This window comes from Chryseobacterium sp. SIMBA_038 (genome assembly GCF_046535115.1).
Lineage (GTDB): Bacteria > Bacteroidota > Bacteroidia > Flavobacteriales > Weeksellaceae > Chryseobacterium.
In genome coordinates, this window is sequence record NZ_JAWRXH010000002.1 from 953,153 (window position 1) to 970,370 (window position 17,218).

Below are 17,218 nucleotides of genomic sequence, written 5' to 3' on the forward strand. Positions count from 1 at the left end.
TGTTAACATTTTTCTAAAACAATTGCTGCATTACACCCTCCAAAACCTGAAGCCGTTTTCAAAATATATTTGATTTCCGCAGGTTGGTTTTCTTTAATAATATGTAAAGGTTGGGAAACCCCCATTTCTTCAAAGTTTTTAGTTGAAATTAAGGTATTGTGAAGGGCACTTTCCATAGAAATAATACTTTCCAATAAACCTGATGCTCCTAAACAGTGTCCGTAAAAACCTTTCATGCTGTTGAGAGGAACATTTTGTAATTCCATTCTGTTGAAAGCGATGGCCTCCATTTCGTCGTTGTATATTGTTGCTGTTCCGTGAGCAGAAATAAAATTGATTTGTTCTGCTGAAACATTCGCTTCTGTCATTGCATTTTTGATGCTTGCATACAATCCGTCTCCTGTTCTTGAAGGACCGGAAATGTGATTCGCATCGTTGATGGCTGAGTCTCCTGAAATTTTAAAACTAAATTTTTCGTTTGAGATTGCTTCGTCACTTCGTTCCTCGCAATGACTTGTAATAAAAGCTGCTGCTGTAGCTTCACCAATATTGATTCCGCTGCGGTTTTTATCGTAAGGTTGGCAAGGTTCGCTTCCGATAGCCTGAAAAGAATTAAATCCTGAAATCACAAATTCTGAGATCTCATCTCCAGCCACGACAAACGCATCTTTATATCTTCCTGCCTGAATCATATTTTTAGCAACAGCAATCGCCATTGCCCCTGAAACGCAGGCATTGGAAACAACAATGGGTTTTGTTTTAAATCCGAAAAAGTTAGCGATTTTTTGTGCTAAACTTGAAAGATATGCACCTTCCGGTATAGTCACTTGATTTTTTAATAAACTGATATTTCCTTTTGTGGTTGATAAAATAAAAGCCGTTTCTTCTGTAATGTTATGTCTTTCCACCAAAGGTTTTAAGCTTAACAAAAACATTTTTTCAAGTCTTGTGAAATTCGTGTTGTCATTCTGAGCGGAGTCGAAGAACTTATTAAATTCTTCTTCCAACTTTTCAGAATCAATAATAGAAGCATAAAAAGCTTCCTGATTTTCAATCACTTTATGTTTGGCGACTCCTGATTTTCCTTGTAGTAAAGCATTCCAATTGGATGCCACATCAAATCCTAAAGGAGTGACGCAGTTGTAATCTGTGATGTAAACTTCTTTTTTCATAATCCCATTTTATCTTTCCAAGCTTGAAAAAACTCGGGATTATACAAACATAAATTATTGTCAGAATCCAAGAAAACCTGAATGGTTTCTCCGCTGCAGACCAATTTATTGTCTTGATTAAAAAGTTCGTATTTATAAATCAATTTTGCAGCAGTAGTGTTGACAAAAGTTGTTACGATATTGAACGTCTCACCATATTTTAAGGGAAGAAAATGTTCACAAGTGCTTTTTACGATAGGAGTAACAAATCCTGCTTTTTGAATATCAAGATAAGTCAAGCCATGCTGTCTGCCGAAAGCTTCTCTTCCGTCTTCGAAATACACAATGTAATGGCCATGCCAAACAATTCCTAACGGATCTGTCTCATTGAATCGTACTCGTACTTCCTCAGTACATTGGATTGGTTTTTCGTTAGACTGCATTTTGTTTCCTTTCATAAAAAATTGAAATAGTGACCATGGCAATATAAAATAAAAATAATAAAGCCAATTCTTTTGCTATACCTGCGATTCCGCTGTTTCTTAAAATAATGTCGTAATAGGCATTCAATCCCCAGTTCATGGGTGAAAATTTCGCAACGGTCTGCATAAATTCAGGCATTAAGAATACGGGAACCCATATTCCTCCGACTGCTGCCAAAACAACCACAGAAGTTGCTCCAAACGGTGCAGACTGTTCCTGAGTATCGGCCAGTGTTCCTAATAAAACACCAAATCCAATAGCTGCTAATCCTGCAAAAATGGTAACAATAATTAAATGAAACATTTTTCCTGTCACATCAAATTGCGGTAAATCCATATAAGGGAAAAGGTAAATTCCCACTGCTACCATCAATAAAAACTGAATGATACAGATGATTAAATAGGTACACGTTTTTCCTAAAATATGAATATAATAGGGCGTTGGGCTCACTCTTACTCTTACGCTTGTTCCTTGACTTTTTTCCTTAACTAAATTAATAGAAAGCGGAACTACGATAAAAAATATCGCAAAAAGCGCCCAAGCCGGAACATTATGCTGAACAGAATTCGGTATAATGTCCATTTTTCCTTTTGTAGGGGTAATTTCTTTGAAACTGATTAAGTTTTTATTTTCATCCAGATTTTCAGTGGTTCCCAATTGATCCTGGAAAGCTTTGTAAATCTTTTTGTTTTCGATCTCAAAAACCATTTTATTAACGGCATTCATTACATTGTTTTTGAAACCGATATTGGTTGCCGGATCAAAATACAAGTGAATGTCTTTGGCTTTTATGTCAACATTCTTTTTTGCAGAAGCAGCATCTGCCTCAATTCCAAATGAGCTTACAATAGTCTGAACCTTAGAATCAATATTTGCATTTAGATCTTTCGTTAAATTTTCAGGAATGACGATGGCCATCTGATAATCACCCGAAAAAACGGCGTCTTGAGCTGATTTTTCATTGTAATTGGTTACTAACTCGAATGTTTTACCATTTTCGAGTTCGTGTTTTATATTTTTTGAAATTTCGGATTCGTCGTTATCAATAAAAATAATCGGGATTTTTGAACCTTCCAGATTTTTAAATGTAGAATCCTGAATTAACGTGATCGTGATGATCAACAATAAAGGCATCACAAAAATTATAACGATTCCACCGATATCTCTTTTCAATAAAAGGATTTCCTTAACGAAACTTCTCCACAATTTATACAACAACATCTCTTAATTCTTTTCCGGTTAATGAAATGAAAACATCTTCTAGGTTTTCGGCACTGGCAACTCTGTTTACCAATTCTTCGGGAGTTCCAACAGCGTGGATTTTCCCATGATCAATGATTGCAATTTTTGTACAGAATTCCTCTGCTTCAGAAAGGTGATGAGAGGTGTAAATGATACAAGTTCCTTTTTTATTTAAATCTAAAAGATAATCAATAATTGCTTTTTTAGACTGAACATCAACGCCAACGGTTGGTTCATCAAGAAACAACACTTTAGGATTATGAAGGGTTCCTGCAATAAGGTTGCAACGACGCTTCATTCCTCCAGAAAATTGTTCTACTTTTTTATCAGCGAATTTTGACAACCCCATAAGTTCTAAAGATTCATCAATCGCGATTTTTAATTTTTTATGAGGCAAACCGTATAAACTACCGAAGAACATTAAGTTTTCTTTTGCCGTAAGTGTAGGATATAATGCATATTCCTGAGGAACGATCCCGATGATCTGTCTTAATTTAAAACCATCTTTTTGAGGAGATAGTCCGTTGATCTTAAAAGTTCCTGAAGTAGGTTTTATCAACCCCGAAAGCATGGAAATCAACGTTGTTTTTCCTGCTCCGTTGGGTCCCAGAATTCCGTAGATTTCGTTTTGATTAATATTCAACGAGATATCATTTACAGAAAATTCTTCTGCATGCTTGTATTTTTTATACAGGTTTTTTATTTCAATGATGTTCTCCACGTTAAATTGCTTTTCTCAGTTTTTTATAGAAAGCTTCTTCCAGATCAGCAATATGAAGCATCGATTTTGAAAGTTCATTATAAATATTGCTTTTTGAGTTTCTGTTTTTGTAAACTCTTGCAATATCCACGGCAAAATCTCTCCAAAGATCACCGATTGCGGTAATTTCTTTAGACAGTTCTTTCAGTTCATCATTCTTAAGAATTACGGCAGCTTCCTGTAAAAAAGCTCCATAAATAAATCTGAAACCGCCACCACCAGTTCCGATTTCCTCCTGCATTCTGATTAATTGACCCAAATAATGATTGGTTACTTTTGTGCCTTTTTTATCTGCCCATTTCGGGATGCTTTTCGCTACCCATCTCATCGCTTTTACGCCAATAAGTGGAACGGGAGCTAACATATTTTTACAAGTATCTTTAATTCCTTTTTTGATGGCTTCTTCCAGATTTACATTTTCTGGAATGTAAGTAGGGTAGTACATATGACCTTTAGGAGGAAGTGCTCCTTTGGCATATCTTACTTTTTCCAGTTCGGCTTCGGAAAGGGAAGTTGTGTAATCCATCACAGGATCACTGATCAAAAATCGTCCGTCTTCTTTTCCATAAACGACCAAATTGTGAGCGTTGAAATGGAATTTATATTCTTCAGGAAAATAAGTAAGGTTAAAAACCCCAACCTGTAAACCTGTCGGTACATTGTTTTCTAAGTTTTTTTCTAAAGCTAATTGAGCGTCTTTAGGATTTGAAAATTTTTCTCTTTTAATTTTAATTCCCAGTCTTTTTGCTGCTTTGCTGAAAATAGCTCCCGGCATTGGTCTGTAACTAAAACCAGGCGCAAAATTTACTTTTAAAAAAGGTAAATACACGAAAAATAACCCAGAACCTATTCCGAAGATCATCGGTTCACTGAGTTTTAGTCCTTTGTTTATTAGTAAATTAGAGGCAACACCGTTTTCGCAATGCGCAGTTTGATGGTGTTCAAAATTAAGTTTCATTCGTTGCTTTTGTTTTACTAAACCTTATAGGTTTTTAAAACCTATAAGGTTTCTATTTATTTACCGTTGAAATTTTTTAATTCATCCACTGAAATTCCGAATGCATCGGCATATTTTTTCAGTACGGATTCGCTTAGTGTCTTAAATACTTTCGGTTTTGCGTGTCTTTTTACCCTCCATTGCCATATTCCGGCGTAGGAAGCAAGAACCTGTAAATCCATTTTGTTCAGTTCCATGAAATAAACAATAGGACTTGCAATATTATTGACAACATCTTGTCTGGCTTCTTCTATTCTTTCATTAATCAACGCTAAAGATTCATCTAAAGCAGCTTTTTTAATATCCCAACCAATGCTGTTTGCCGTTGTATAATTGTTATTTTCATCAGTCACGTACAAAACCTCGGTCATGTTTGCCGATTTCAAATTGCTTTCGTCTTGAGGAAGGTCTTGTTTTTTCATCTAAATATTTTTAAGTTTTAGATTACAGATGAAAAAAATTCACCTGTTTTGTGATTAACTTTATCAATCGGCTAAAATAGTGAAAATAGATTATATGTAAATCATATTATTCTGTGATGATGTAATGTGAGTTTTAATAAGAAAAGCATTGCAAAATAATCATATTTGAAGATGAATGATATGTAACAAGTATAGGATAAATTCAGACTAATATATTTTAGAAAGAAATTTGATTAAATAAATAATACTATGAAGAAATTTTTTATTTCGGTCTCGCTCTTTTGTATGTTGAGTGCGATGGCTCAGAAATTTGACACTCAAAAAATAACTGATAGCCAAGGCTACACGTATGAAACTGTGAAAAACGATCTGTCGGGTGTAAGAGTTTATACGTTAAAGAACGGATTGAAAGTGTATCTGGCAAAAAATGAAGATGCACCAAGAATTCAAACCTATATTCCTGTAAGAACGGGATCAAACAACGATCCGAGTGATAATACGGGATTGGCTCACTATCTTGAGCACATGGTTTTCAAAGGAACTTCACATTTGGGAACTCAGGATTGGGCGAAAGAAAAAGTGTTGCTTCAACAAATCTCAGATCTTTACGAACAACATAAAGCAGAAAAAGATCCTGAAAAGAAAAAAGCACTTTATAAAAAAATTGATGAGGTTTCTCAGGAAGCGTCTAAATATGCAATTGCTAATGAATATGACAAAGCAATTTCATCTTTGGGAGCGACAGGAACCAACGCTCACACCTGGTTGGATGAAACGGTTTATAAAAATAATATTCCTGCCAACGAGCTTGAAAAATGGCTTAAAGTAGAAAAAGAGCGTTTTTCTGAATTGGTTTTAAGACTTTTCCATACAGAATTGGAGGCGGTTTACGAAGAATACAACAGGGCTCAGGATAACGACGGTCGTTTGGTAAATTATGCTTTGATGGAAGCCCTTTTCCCAAAACATCCAAACGGGCAGCAAACTACGATCGGAACTTCAGAACACTTGAAAAGCCCGTCAATGGTAGCGATTCATAAGTATTTTGACACGTATTATGTTCCTAATAATATGGCGGTTGTTTTGGTTGGAGATCTGGATTATGATAAAACGATAAAATTAGTTGATCAGTATTTTGGTTCTTTCAAATACAAAGAATTACCAATGAAAAAAATGGTAACGGAAGCTCCAATGACTTCAATCGTTACCAGAACAGTAAAAAGTCCGTCAACGCCTAGAATGACAATGGCTTGGAGAACCGATTCTTACGGAACTCAGGAAGCGAGATTAGCAGACGTTGTGGCTGAAATTTTAAGCAACAGAGGGGACGCAGGTTTGATCGATCTTAATATTAATCAAAAACAAAAAACATTAGGCGCAGGAGCTTACGAATCTCCATTTAAAATGTATGGTTCTTTTGCGTTGACAGTAACTCCGAAAGACGGACAAAGTTTTGATGAAGCTAAAAAATTATTATTAGATCAATTAGATTTAGTTAAAAAAGGTCAATTCCCTGATTGGATGCTGAAAGCGATCGTGAACGACAAGAAAGTTCAGAGAATGAAGACTTGGGAAACTGCAGACGGTTTAGCGACCAATCTTTATGATGTTTATATCAACGGAAGAACCTGGCAGCAGGAATTGGATGAGATTAATGAATATGAAAAGATTTCAAAATCTGATGTTGTAAAATTTGCGAATGAATTTTTCAAGGATAATTATGTGGTTGTTTACAAGGAAAAAGGAGTTAATGATAAATTGGTTCGTGTACAAAACCCGGGAATCACTCCGATTAAACTGAACAGAGATGCGCAATCGCCTTTCTTAAAAGAAGTTTTAGCAATAAAACCGAGTGAAATTAAGCCTGAATTTATCGATTATAAAACAGCAATTCAAACGTCTCAGATTAAAGATAAGAAAGTAAGTTTCGTTAAAAATAAATACAACGAAATTGCTCAGGTGAATTATATTTTCCCTTTCGGAACCGATAATGACAAAGAATTGTCTCTTGCGATCACAGCTTTGGAATATTTGGGAACAGATAAATATTCACCTGAACAGCTGAAAGAGGAATTCTACAAACTTGGAATTTCAAACAGTTTCAGAACTTCAAATGACCAAACGGTAATCACATTGAGCGGACTTGAAAGCAATATGCAAAAAGGAGTTGAACTGATGAATCACTGGCTGACCAGCGTAAAAGCGGACAAAGCAATCTATGACCAAACAGTGAAAACAATGTTGGAAACTAGAGACGTTGCGAAGAAAGATAAAACAAGAATCATGAACGCATTGAGCAATTACGCGAAGTATGGCAAAGATTCAAGAATAGCGGATGTTGTTTCTAAAGAGCGTATGCAGAGCATTAATGTTGATGATTTAATGAAAAAAATCAAGACGATCAATCAATATCCTTACGAAGTTTTCCTTTACGGAGAAGATCAGAAAGGGTTGGAAAAAGCGGTTAAACCTTACATCGCCAACACAACTTTACAGCCTGCAAAAGCAAAGGTTTATGCTGAACCTGCGACTGAAGGAAAAGTATATTTTACCAACTACGACATGGTACAAATGGAAATGTCTAAAATAGCAAAAGGCAGCAACGTAAATCTTGGAAACTTCGGAAAAGCGAATGTTTTCAACGAATATTTCGGTCGTGGATTGTCCTCTATCGTTTTCCAGGAGATCAGAGAAAGTAAGTCGTTGGCTTATTCTGCGTATGTTTCTTATGCAAACGCAACTGAAAGCAATCATCCAAACTACGTTACAAACTACATCGGAACTCAGGCAAATAAATTACCTTTAGCAGTAAATGCAATGAACGATTTGATGGCTCAATTGCCACAAATTCCGGCTCAGTTTGAAAATTCTAAAGGTTCTGCATTGAAACAGATTGCATCCAACAGAATCAACAGGACAAGCATTTTCTTTAATCAGTTAGCTTTGAAAAAATTAGGCGTTGATTATGATATCAGAAAAGATGTTTATGCTGAAATTCAAGGATTGAGCTTACCTCAGTTGACTAATTTCTATGATACAGATATTAAGCCATTGAAATACAATACAGCCATCATCGGGAAAAAAGAAAACCTGAATATGGAATCTATTAATAAAATGGGAGAATTTAAAGAGGTAACTCTTGAAGAGATTTTCGGATACTAATTTTTCAGATTAAATGATATTGAAAGTGGGGTAGAAATGCCTCACTTTTTTTGTTTCTTTCATTTCATATTAACCACAGATTTACACAAATTTTCACAGATGTTTGTATTTTATTTTTGAGTTTAAATATTTATACATCTTTATTATTCTCAATCATCTGTGAAAATTTGTGTAAATCTGTGGTTCAAACAAAAAACAAAAAAGCCGCACAAAACGTACAGCTTTTATATATTTAAAGTAAATTTTTCTATGATTTTACTTCCTGAATAAACAAATTGATTTCAGCTCTGATCAGCAATTCATCATTATTAAAAGTCTCACAAAAGATATTGCAGATATTTTCGTATTGAGAAATTAACGATGCTTTTGAAATAATTTTGTCACCAACTTTAGGCAACGCAAAAACCTCAATTTTCTTGATATTAGTAATAAAACCGATCACTTTTGTATCAGCTTCAGGATTTTCGAAGAAACTTTGTCCGAGGATTGATGAACAGGTTTGTGCTAGATTTTCAATTAAACCGGCTTCAACAAATTCATTATTATGAACAAAAATATTGTCTTCCAGAATTTCAAACGAAGTCACCACTTTTTCTTTGGTCAATTCCAAAATATAATCCGCCATCAGCATTGGATCGCGATGAGGTAAGAATTGATGAATATTGATGATGTCGTTTTCCTTGATTTCCATTAAAATTATTTTACAACAGTTTTCATTTGAGAGTTGGCGATCACAACATCATTAAGTTTCGTAATAATATTTACGAGCGTAACTCCCATTACTTCATTAAGAATGGTAACTTCCGATTTCAAATGATCTCCGACTTTAGGTAATGCTTCAGCTTCAAAAGACTTGATGGCACCAATATATCCTGTTGGAGCATCTTTTCCTAGCAGATAATATTTGTAGCCGGTGTGTAAAGCAACGCTTTGAGCCTGATGTTCAATTATTCCTGATGCTTGGAAAGTTCCGTTCTGAACAAAAATATTTTCCTCCTTTATTTCAAATCCTGAAATAAGGTGATTTTCAGAATATTCGGAAAGTTCATTCACCATTACAAAAGGAGATCGTTGCGGAATTAAGCTTTCCACGAAATTTTGATCAGATGTTGGTAATTTGTTTTCCATTAGCAAACGGTTAACAAGGCACAAGAATATGCGAATCTTCCACTTTCAGGAACGCAAAGAAGTATTTTTTCTCCTTTTTTCAATTTCCCTGAATTCATAAGTTGTTCTAAAGCAACGAAGATAGAACCTGCACCGATATTTCCTATTTCAGAAAGGTTGTAGTACCATTTTTCCCACGGGAAATCCAATCCTACTTTAGCAAACTCATCTTTAAGTCCTTCTTTAAAGTAACCTGAAGAAATATGAGCTAAAACATGATCGATAGAATCTGGGTCTAAAGTATGTTTGTCGAAAGATGATCTTAAACTTTCGGCACCTTTCACCAAAATATATTTATCTAAAATTTTAGTATCTTGTTTTAATGCAAAAATAGATTGCTTCAACCATTCGTCAGATGGATAATCTGCCCAAGATTTCAGGGTTCCGTCTTCCTGTTTTTCGCAACCTGCATACATACAGGCTTCGATTTCGTGAGCATAAGAATAGAAATCAATCCATTCTACTTTCAAATTGGTTTCATTTTCTCTTGGCTTGTTTTCCAATAAAAATGCACCTGCTCCGTCAGAAAGCATCCATCGAAGGAATTCTCTTTTGAAAGCGATGATGGGTCTTTCTTCTAATAAGACTAAATTTTCTGCTTCATGGTTGAATTTATCGGCCGTCATCCAAGCTGACATTCTCTCGGAACCTGCACAAACTGCAGCTTCCTGAACGCCTGCTTTTACAGAAAGAAAACCGTAGTTCAGCGCATTCATTCCTGAGTTGCAAAGACCTGTTGCTGTATTTATTTCGATAGATTTTCCAATGTTTAATTCACCATGAACCATAGAAGCGTGTGACGGCTGAATCTGGTCTGGTGAAGTTGTTCCTACAGACAGTAATTTCATGTCTTCTTTTTTGAAATTTTCATCAAAAAGACCTTCAATTGCTTTTGCTGTGATCTGAGCATTGGTATGTGTAGGATTTCCTTCTTTATCTAAAGCGTAATATCTTGTTGTGATTTTATTGTTTCTTAAAATCAATGACTTAGCTTTTGATTTGGCGTCATTTATATACCCTAGATACGTTTCCATTTCATCATTAGAAACCGGCTCATTCGGTAAATATGTTGAGGCTTTTGTTATAAATACGTCGTACATTCTATTTTAAATTAATTCCTTGTAAATATTTTTTTTGTTTCTGTCTTTTAACCCAAAATATAGGGGTCGTCAACAGGTGTAAAACTAAAACTACGGGTGAAATTACCCAGATTGCTGCCATCAAATATACCTTAAAGAATTTTATCAGCAATGGTCGTTTTTCTTTTTTCTTGATAATCAGGTTAGACCAAACGGTGAAGATCTTGTTTCCTACCTTTTCTACTCTTACCAAAAAAGGACGGATTTCTACGGCTCCGTTATTGATCAAATCAGGTTGAAGATTGTTCAGATCATTGTTTTTTAAATGTCTTTCAATTACCTCGCCATATTTTACAGAACCTTTAATTTCTTCGTCTGAAACTCCGGCTGCGGGAAGCAATCCTGATTTTTCTTTTTGTCCGGTTGTCAGCCAGCGTAAAATGGTTAATACACTTGTATAATTATCGTGTCTGTCTACCAAAGCAATATTTCCTACAAGCTGGGCTTTCATGTCTTTTAAATAAACCTTCAGTTTTTCCTGAGAAAGCATCCACATATTTCTTGTTGCAGAAATGGTAACAACAGGCGTGTTTTTCAATATATTTTCTGCGTAACCACTTTTCAGGAAAGAAATAATAGGAATGGACGGCGTTAAATACCAAACCTGATATCCAAAAATAATGAGATCATATTTTTTATTCAGAATATTTTCCGAAGGCGGATGTATCTCGCTCGGAATCTGTAAATAAGACTCCGGAAATGTATTGAAAAATACATCACTCGACCAAGGAAAAGCAAAATCTTCCTTTAACTGAATATTATAATACGTAACATTATATTCTTCTTTATTATTTTCAAACGGTTGGGCGACATTCTTTACAATATCCTCCAATTGTCCGGTTTGTGAATAATAGATTACAAGTATATTTTTTTGCATTAGTTTTTTTATCGGTTACAAAAATATGCTTTTCATATTTATTATTTATGTCTAAATACTTTTATTGATTCAGAACTGAATTCAAGCTCGTAATTATCATTTTCAAATGAAGAGTTTTTAATATTCATTAAAATAATAGTTTCCGGAAGCTCGGGAATATCTTTTAGATTAAAATTTTCGTCAGAAATTAAAAGTACGTTTGTTTTTTTATTCATTTCTGAAATATTGTTGATATAATTAATCTTTCTTCTCTTTACAATGTAATTCTGTTTTGCAATCTCACGTTTTTCATGATCATTAATTAAACTGAATATTTTTCTGCTTGCTTGTTGCAGAGTCAATAAAACATCTTTTTGCCCGAAATCATCTGCTATATGTAGAATTACTGCATCTTTTGGAATGTGTTTATTCAATTCAAAATAAACAGATTTATTGGTTTTGAAATCTTTTTTCAGTTCATCTACAACTTCTGTTTCTTTGTATAAAAAGCTTAAAAATAATTTCTTTTTGAAATAATTTTCATCTTCAATTTCATTTCTCAGTTTTGCAAATTCATCTCTGAAATAGGCATTTATTTTTTTCGTTCTTTCCGAATAATTTTTACCAAAACTAAGATCGTCATTATGAATTCTGTCACCAACTTTTACGGTAATGCTTCCGTCGTAAATAATGAAGTCGCCTTTTGGCAAAACTTCAGAATTTCCATGGATATAAACAGGAACGACATCCAAACCAAATTCTTCAGCAATATAAAATGCTCCTTTATGAAATCTTTTTACATCATTCGTATAAGAACGTTCGGCTTCCGGAAACACCATTAAAGAATAGCCCTCATTTATTTTTTCTCGAAGTTGCTCCATTCCGTTTTCGATACCTTGAGAAACGGGGAAGAAACCTAGAGCTTTTACTAATTTTCCAAAAACGGGAGATTCATACACCCAATCATTCACTAAATAAACGATTTTGTGCGTCGCCATTGCAAGCGCCAAAGTATCTAAGAATGAAGTATGATTCGCAATAATAACAGAAGGTTTGCTGAAATCTTCAAGCGGATTTTTAATTACCGTTTTCTTTACAAACGGACTAAGATGTAAAACCGATTTTAAAAATAAAGCAATAGATTTTTTAATGGTACTCAACGTTTTTCCTTTTGCTTTTCTCACGAAGAAATGTCCGAAGAAAGAAAAGAACAGTCCGCCTAAACCGTAATAAAAGAACGAGATCACAGAACGTAAAAACAATCTGAAAGTAATGGGAGAAAGTCCTTTTTTTTGTCTGTTTGTGATTAATAATCTAAACCAGAACGGATATAACGTTGAGGTGATGATGATTACGGAGAACATTCCGATCAGCGCAACCAAGGCTAAAGAATGTAAAGCCGGATGTTTTGCGAAAATCAAAGATCCAATGGATAAAATTGTTGTGAAAACAGCCAAAATAATTGAAATTCTGTACGTTGGAAGTTCATTTTTTCCTGTCGTATGCTCTTTTTGCATGGCTTTCGTAAGGAAAATACTGAAATCGTCTCCAACTCCGAAAACTAAGGTACAAACAACGGTGCTGAAAATATTTAATTCTAATCCTAAGAAATAGAGAATTCCTGCGGTCACAACTCCTGTTAAAACAATTGGGAACATTGTGAGAACCGTTAATTCAAAGTTTCTGAAGAAAACAATGATTGTTAAGACGATGGCTAATAATGAATAATTAATCAACGTGTTGAAATCTCTTTTCAGTAAACCTAAAAAGTTCTCATTCATCTGCTGACGGTCAATTGCTAAAGCTTCGTGACTTTTTTCAACATCTTTAATGAAGGCGTCTCTTTTGGTTTCATCTACTTTCACTACATTAGAAACAGTGTAGAAGCCATTTTCATTACTTAAAAACTCAGAAATTTGTAATGCCTTTATCTTTTCGTAGTCTTTTAAGCTTAAAGTAGAGTAGTTTTTATTCAAATTATCATTGAACTGATCAAATGCAGAGCTGTTGAAACCAAATTTGTTTCCATTATTAATTAATTCAGAAATAGTTTGATCTTTTTTATGGTTGTCCCAGAATTTTTTCCAGATTTCAATTTTCTTTTGTTGATCTTTTTCGGATAAAACAACATTTCCAATGGAGTTATAGCTTAAAATTTTTCCGTCTTTCTTCTCTTTTTCAAGGAATTGAGAAAGTTGAGAATTTCTTGACAAGGCTTCATTCTCAGAATTTCCATAAGAAATTGTGTAAATAGATTTTGAAGTAATGTCTGAAAGTTTCTCCAACTTCGCTTCACTTATTTTTAAATCTTTTGGAATGTAATTCAGGTCGCCAATATCTTCATTAAAACCAACATGTCTGAACCCAAATATACAGGCAATAATAATGATGGAACAGCCAATAATTAAAGGCTTATTCTTCTCATACGGATACGAACCGATTCTATCAATAAAATTGGTGCTGACTTTTTCATCCTTTTCTTTAGGTTTATAAAGTTGAGGAACGATAATTAATGCTGTAATTGAAGACAAAATAACGGTAATCGCAGCGAAAAGTCCGAGATCTTTCAACGCTTCAGAACGTACAAAAACCAAACATAGAAACGAAACGGCAGTTGTTGCGCTACTTAATATAATCGGTTGTGTGATTTCTTTGTAAAGCTCTTCAATATTATTGTTATGCTTGTAATGAGTGAGAATATGAAGCGCGTAATCTATCGTAATTCCAATCAAAATGGCACCGACACTTAATGAAATTGCTGAAATTTTGTCTTTAGTAAAATATAAAATCAACAAAGCCAATAAAACAGAAAATACAGTCGGAAGAAAAACAATAATTGGTGTAAAGAAATTCCTGAAATAGTAAATCAACAAAATCAAAAGCACCGTCATAGAGATCATGACCGTATTTTGAATGTCTTTTTTGATCTGTTGAGCATTGGCAACAGCAATTACTGGCGAACCAAAATAACTAAGCTCAGTTTTTCCTTTGAACTGTTTGTTGAGGTTGTCTTTTATTTCATTTAATTGATTGACAAATGTTTCGTTATTTTTAGTATCGTTACTTTTATTTTTAGGTTCAATAAAAAGCAAAAGGTTTTTTCCGTCTTTGGTGACGATGTAATTATCTTCAAGTTTGAAATCTTTGCTGATATTTAAAGCGTTCAGTTTTTTGATTCCTAAAAATGTGATGCCAAGCGGATCTTTTTTAATAAAATCTTTAGTCACCAAACTTGTCGGGGACACCAGTGACACATAATTATTTTCTACCTGTTTTGCGATACTGTCCTTTTGAAGTTTTCTTTCAATTTCCTTGTAATCGTTTTCATTTAAAAATAAAGGAAGGTTTTGATTGACGAAATCAAACGTTTCAGAAATTTCATTATCGTTTACTTTTCCCTGAACAGAGCCAATGTATTTTTGTAAAGGTTCAATTTTAGTTAAAAAAGTATCGGCAGTCTCGGAGAGCTGGAAATTATCTTCTTTAGACGTATTTTCAATGATGACAATGATTTTGTCTGAAAAATTAAGTTGTTTAAGAACTTTTGCGGTAAGATCAGATTTTTCGTTTTTCGGGATTATCTGATTGATATCTTCCTCGAAATTAATTTTTGAGGCGAAAAATCCACATATCACGGCAATGCTTAGAGCAATAAATACTGAAAGCGCTTTGTTCCTGGAAATGAGATAATATAAAAATATAAAAAAACGATGCATTGCATTATGAAATCAAGTTTGCAAATTTAATTTTTTAAGTATAAGTTCAAAAGATTTAATATATAAAGTTTTAGCTTACAATGAATAAATATTCTTGACGAAATAAAAAAAAAATCTACTTTTGCAGAAGTTCCCAATTGATGAAAAAAAATATAATAAAAACTTTTCAAGTAAAAACTTGGTTTTTTATATGTTTTAACACACACATAGATTAAAATAATGAGTTTATTACACCCGTATTTTCTAATAGCACTTTTCTTTCTGATTATTTTCAGTTACCAAGAGGTATTTCGTGGTAAAGTTGAAAGTAAATACCTATATATTTTATGTGGTTATTTGATAATTATTGCAGGTTTAAGAGATGCCGGTGCAGATTATGGAAGTTATAGGGCTATTTATGTATATACGGATACCCTTAGTTATGAAAGTATTTTCCTGAAAGGACTCCACCTAGATCCGCCACAGCAGGTAGCTGTAGAGTGGTTATACTCATTGGTTAATAAGATTTTGCTTAATATTTTCAATGCACCATTTTATATACTTACGCTTGTTATTGCAATTTTTGCAATATTTTTCAAGGCAAGATATGTAGAAGATAATACATTTTACCCATTTACATTTATCCTTTTTACGTTTATTCCCGGATTTTTTATTGGGGAATGTGGACAGATGCGACAAAATTTAGGGGTATTTATGGTATATTTTGCTATACGATTTATAAAAGAAAAAAAACTTTTCTATTACCTTTTGTGTATTTATCTTGCCGGAGGGGTTCATAATGTCTGTTATGCATTTTTACCTATGTACTGGGTTGCCCGTATTCCTGTGAATAAGGGAATTATGCTTGGTGCAATACTGGTATCTATAGTGATGTCTCCATTTGAAGTGTATCGTGTTTTGGGTAGTTTTATGGATAGTATTGCGTCTGACAGTGTAGTGATTGGTGGTTTTAATGCTTATATGGAAGAAACTGCAGAAAGACTTAATGGAGGTATTGGTATCCCCGAAGTAATGACTGCCATTCTTACATTCTTCTTATTTTTCTTTGACACTAAAATGGTTGAAAAGTACCCATATTATGAGTATCATAGGAATTATGCTCTTGTTGGAATATGCTTTTATTTTATATTTAGAAATAACCCTGTTTTTTCTTCCAGATTGGTTGGAGCATTTACAGGTTTTGGTTTTGTGATCATTCCCAATTCTATGTATGTGGTTTCCAAAAGTACAAGATCAACGATATATGTCTTTATCATGTCATTGGTTATTTTTAACTTTTTAGTCTTTTCTAGCTTTAGAAATATTGTTGCGGGTAGATTTACGGCGGAGCTTTACAGAAACTTCCTGCTTCCTTAAAGTCTTTTGTGATCTTTAAACGCTTATTTAGGATAAAATTTTTTCTAAAAAATTACAATATGATAAAAAATTACAAGGAAATAATCTGAATATGTGATTTTTTTATATTTACTTCTGCCTATTGTGAGTTTTTGGAAAAATGCACATATTTGCATTTGAAATCTTGTTTTGTAAGATTTCAAATTAAAAACACAATAAATTTTAAAGCACAAATTATGAAAAATCAACACATGCTTCCAAGCATTAAGCAATTATCGATATTGCAACATTCTAGTATTTTCATTTCAAATGAAAATTATTCAAAGTTCTAATATTTGATTTAAGAAATTTCAAATAACTATTTTTCGGATAATTCTTTTTTTCCATTAGTGGGATTAATTCATGTTGTGAATATAACATGTCTGTAAAATGCTATATGTCTTCTTAGGCGGATTAAATATTATTCTAGTTTCAAAAAAAAACACTTTTAATTCAATACGTATGAAAAAAAAATCGACATTAAAGATTTTTGCTGCAGTCTTTTGTATTGCATCGTCTCATGCTTTTTCACGGACAATTGTCGTTCCAGAGCTTAATGAGAAAACTATTGGATCCAAATATAAAACTCCACCGAGTTCTTATGATTTAGATCCTCTTATTGTTGTTTCACAGAATGTGAACCAGAAGGGATTGGTTATTATTGAAGGTAAACTCACAAAGCCATTCATGAGTGACCATGTGAAATTATCTATCAAAAGTATCAGGACTCTCAAGGAAACTGGGTGATA

14 protein-coding genes are annotated in these 17,218 nt (G+C 33.6%); 3 read left to right on the forward strand and 11 right to left on the reverse strand.

The window, feature by feature from the left end; all coding sequences use genetic code 11:
- Nucleotides 1-2: 2 nt before the first annotated feature.
- Genes SB689_RS10645 through SB689_RS10670 form a run of 6 tightly spaced genes read right to left on the reverse strand, consistent with a single transcriptional unit; the run spans nucleotide 3 to nucleotide 5,055 of the window.
- Nucleotides 3-1,172 carry a beta-ketoacyl synthase N-terminal-like domain-containing protein gene (locus SB689_RS10645; protein WP_410692099.1) on the reverse strand — a complete coding sequence of 390 codons (1,170 nt, stop codon included), beginning with the start codon at nucleotides 1,170-1,172 and terminating at the stop codon, nucleotides 3-5.
- Complete coding sequence (locus tag SB689_RS10650; RefSeq protein ID WP_072411195.1) at nucleotides 1,169-1,609, reverse strand: acyl-CoA thioesterase; 441 nt, start codon at nucleotides 1,607-1,609, stop codon at nucleotides 1,169-1,171. The genes SB689_RS10645 and SB689_RS10650 overlap by 4 nt, the downstream gene beginning before the upstream one ends.
- Nucleotides 1,584-2,855 carry an ABC transporter permease gene (locus SB689_RS10655; protein ID WP_410692100.1) on the reverse strand — a complete coding sequence of 424 codons (1,272 nt, stop codon included), beginning with the start codon at nucleotides 2,853-2,855 and terminating at the stop codon, nucleotides 1,584-1,586. The genes SB689_RS10650 and SB689_RS10655 overlap by 26 nt, the downstream gene beginning before the upstream one ends.
- The gene (locus SB689_RS10660; protein WP_066754571.1) at nucleotides 2,842-3,597 is read right to left on the reverse strand and encodes an ABC transporter ATP-binding protein; all 756 of its coding nucleotides are present in this window, start codon (nucleotides 3,595-3,597) and stop codon (nucleotides 2,842-2,844) included. Before SB689_RS10660 ends, SB689_RS10655 begins: the two co-directional genes overlap by 14 nt.
- A 1-nt stretch (nucleotide 3,598) precedes the next feature.
- Nucleotides 3,599-4,594, reverse strand: coding sequence for a BtrH N-terminal domain-containing protein (locus SB689_RS10665; RefSeq protein ID WP_410692101.1), 996 nt, complete (start codon nucleotides 4,592-4,594; stop codon nucleotides 3,599-3,601).
- A gap of 56 nt (nucleotides 4,595-4,650) precedes the next feature.
- Nucleotides 4,651-5,055: a hypothetical protein gene (locus SB689_RS10670; protein ID WP_410692102.1), complete on the reverse strand. Its 405-nt coding sequence runs from the start codon at nucleotides 5,053-5,055 to the stop codon at nucleotides 4,651-4,653.
- Between the two features lie 249 nt (nucleotides 5,056-5,304).
- On the opposite strand from SB689_RS10670, the gene SB689_RS10675 reads away from it, so the two are divergent.
- On the forward strand, nucleotides 5,305-8,217 hold the full coding sequence (locus SB689_RS10675; protein ID WP_410692104.1) for a M16 family metallopeptidase: 2,913 nt from the start codon (nucleotides 5,305-5,307) through the stop codon (nucleotides 8,215-8,217).
- Between the two features lie 247 nt (nucleotides 8,218-8,464).
- On the opposite strand, the gene SB689_RS10680 is transcribed toward SB689_RS10675, so the two are convergent.
- Genes SB689_RS10680 through SB689_RS10700 form a run of 5 tightly spaced genes read right to left on the reverse strand, consistent with a single transcriptional unit; the run spans nucleotide 8,465 to nucleotide 15,095 of the window.
- A complete protein-coding gene (locus SB689_RS10680; protein ID WP_410692105.1) occupies nucleotides 8,465-8,908 on the reverse strand; it encodes an ABC transporter permease in 444 nt (147 codons plus the stop codon).
- Between the two features lie 5 nt (nucleotides 8,909-8,913).
- Nucleotides 8,914-9,345 (reverse strand): hypothetical protein, encoded by a 432-nt coding sequence (locus tag SB689_RS10685; RefSeq protein ID WP_410692106.1) that lies wholly within the window; start codon nucleotides 9,343-9,345, stop codon nucleotides 8,914-8,916.
- On the reverse strand, nucleotides 9,345-10,484 hold the full coding sequence (locus tag SB689_RS10690; protein ID WP_410692107.1) for a beta-ketoacyl-ACP synthase III: 1,140 nt from the start codon (nucleotides 10,482-10,484) through the stop codon (nucleotides 9,345-9,347). The genes SB689_RS10685 and SB689_RS10690 overlap by 1 nt, the downstream gene beginning before the upstream one ends.
- A 1-nt stretch (nucleotide 10,485) precedes the next feature.
- The gene (locus tag SB689_RS10695; protein ID WP_410692108.1) at nucleotides 10,486-11,400 is read right to left on the reverse strand and encodes a dialkylrecorsinol condensing enzyme DarA; all 915 of its coding nucleotides are present in this window, start codon (nucleotides 11,398-11,400) and stop codon (nucleotides 10,486-10,488) included.
- A 41-nt stretch (nucleotides 11,401-11,441) separates the two neighbouring features.
- A complete protein-coding gene (locus tag SB689_RS10700; RefSeq protein ID WP_410692109.1) occupies nucleotides 11,442-15,095 on the reverse strand; it encodes an MMPL family transporter in 3,654 nt (1,217 codons plus the stop codon).
- A gap of 219 nt (nucleotides 15,096-15,314) precedes the next feature.
- On the opposite strand from SB689_RS10700, the gene SB689_RS10705 reads away from it, so the two are divergent.
- Both SB689_RS10705 and SB689_RS10710 read left to right on the forward strand, forming a co-directional pair.
- Nucleotides 15,315-16,451 (forward strand): EpsG family protein, encoded by a 1,137-nt coding sequence (locus SB689_RS10705; RefSeq protein ID WP_410692110.1) that lies wholly within the window; start codon nucleotides 15,315-15,317, stop codon nucleotides 16,449-16,451.
- Nucleotides 16,452-16,931: 480 nt separating this feature from the next.
- The gene (locus SB689_RS10710) at nucleotides 16,932-17,216 is read left to right on the forward strand and encodes a hypothetical protein (protein WP_410692111.1); all 285 of its coding nucleotides are present in this window, start codon (nucleotides 16,932-16,934) and stop codon (nucleotides 17,214-17,216) included.
- Nucleotides 17,217-17,218: the final 2 nt, after the last annotated feature.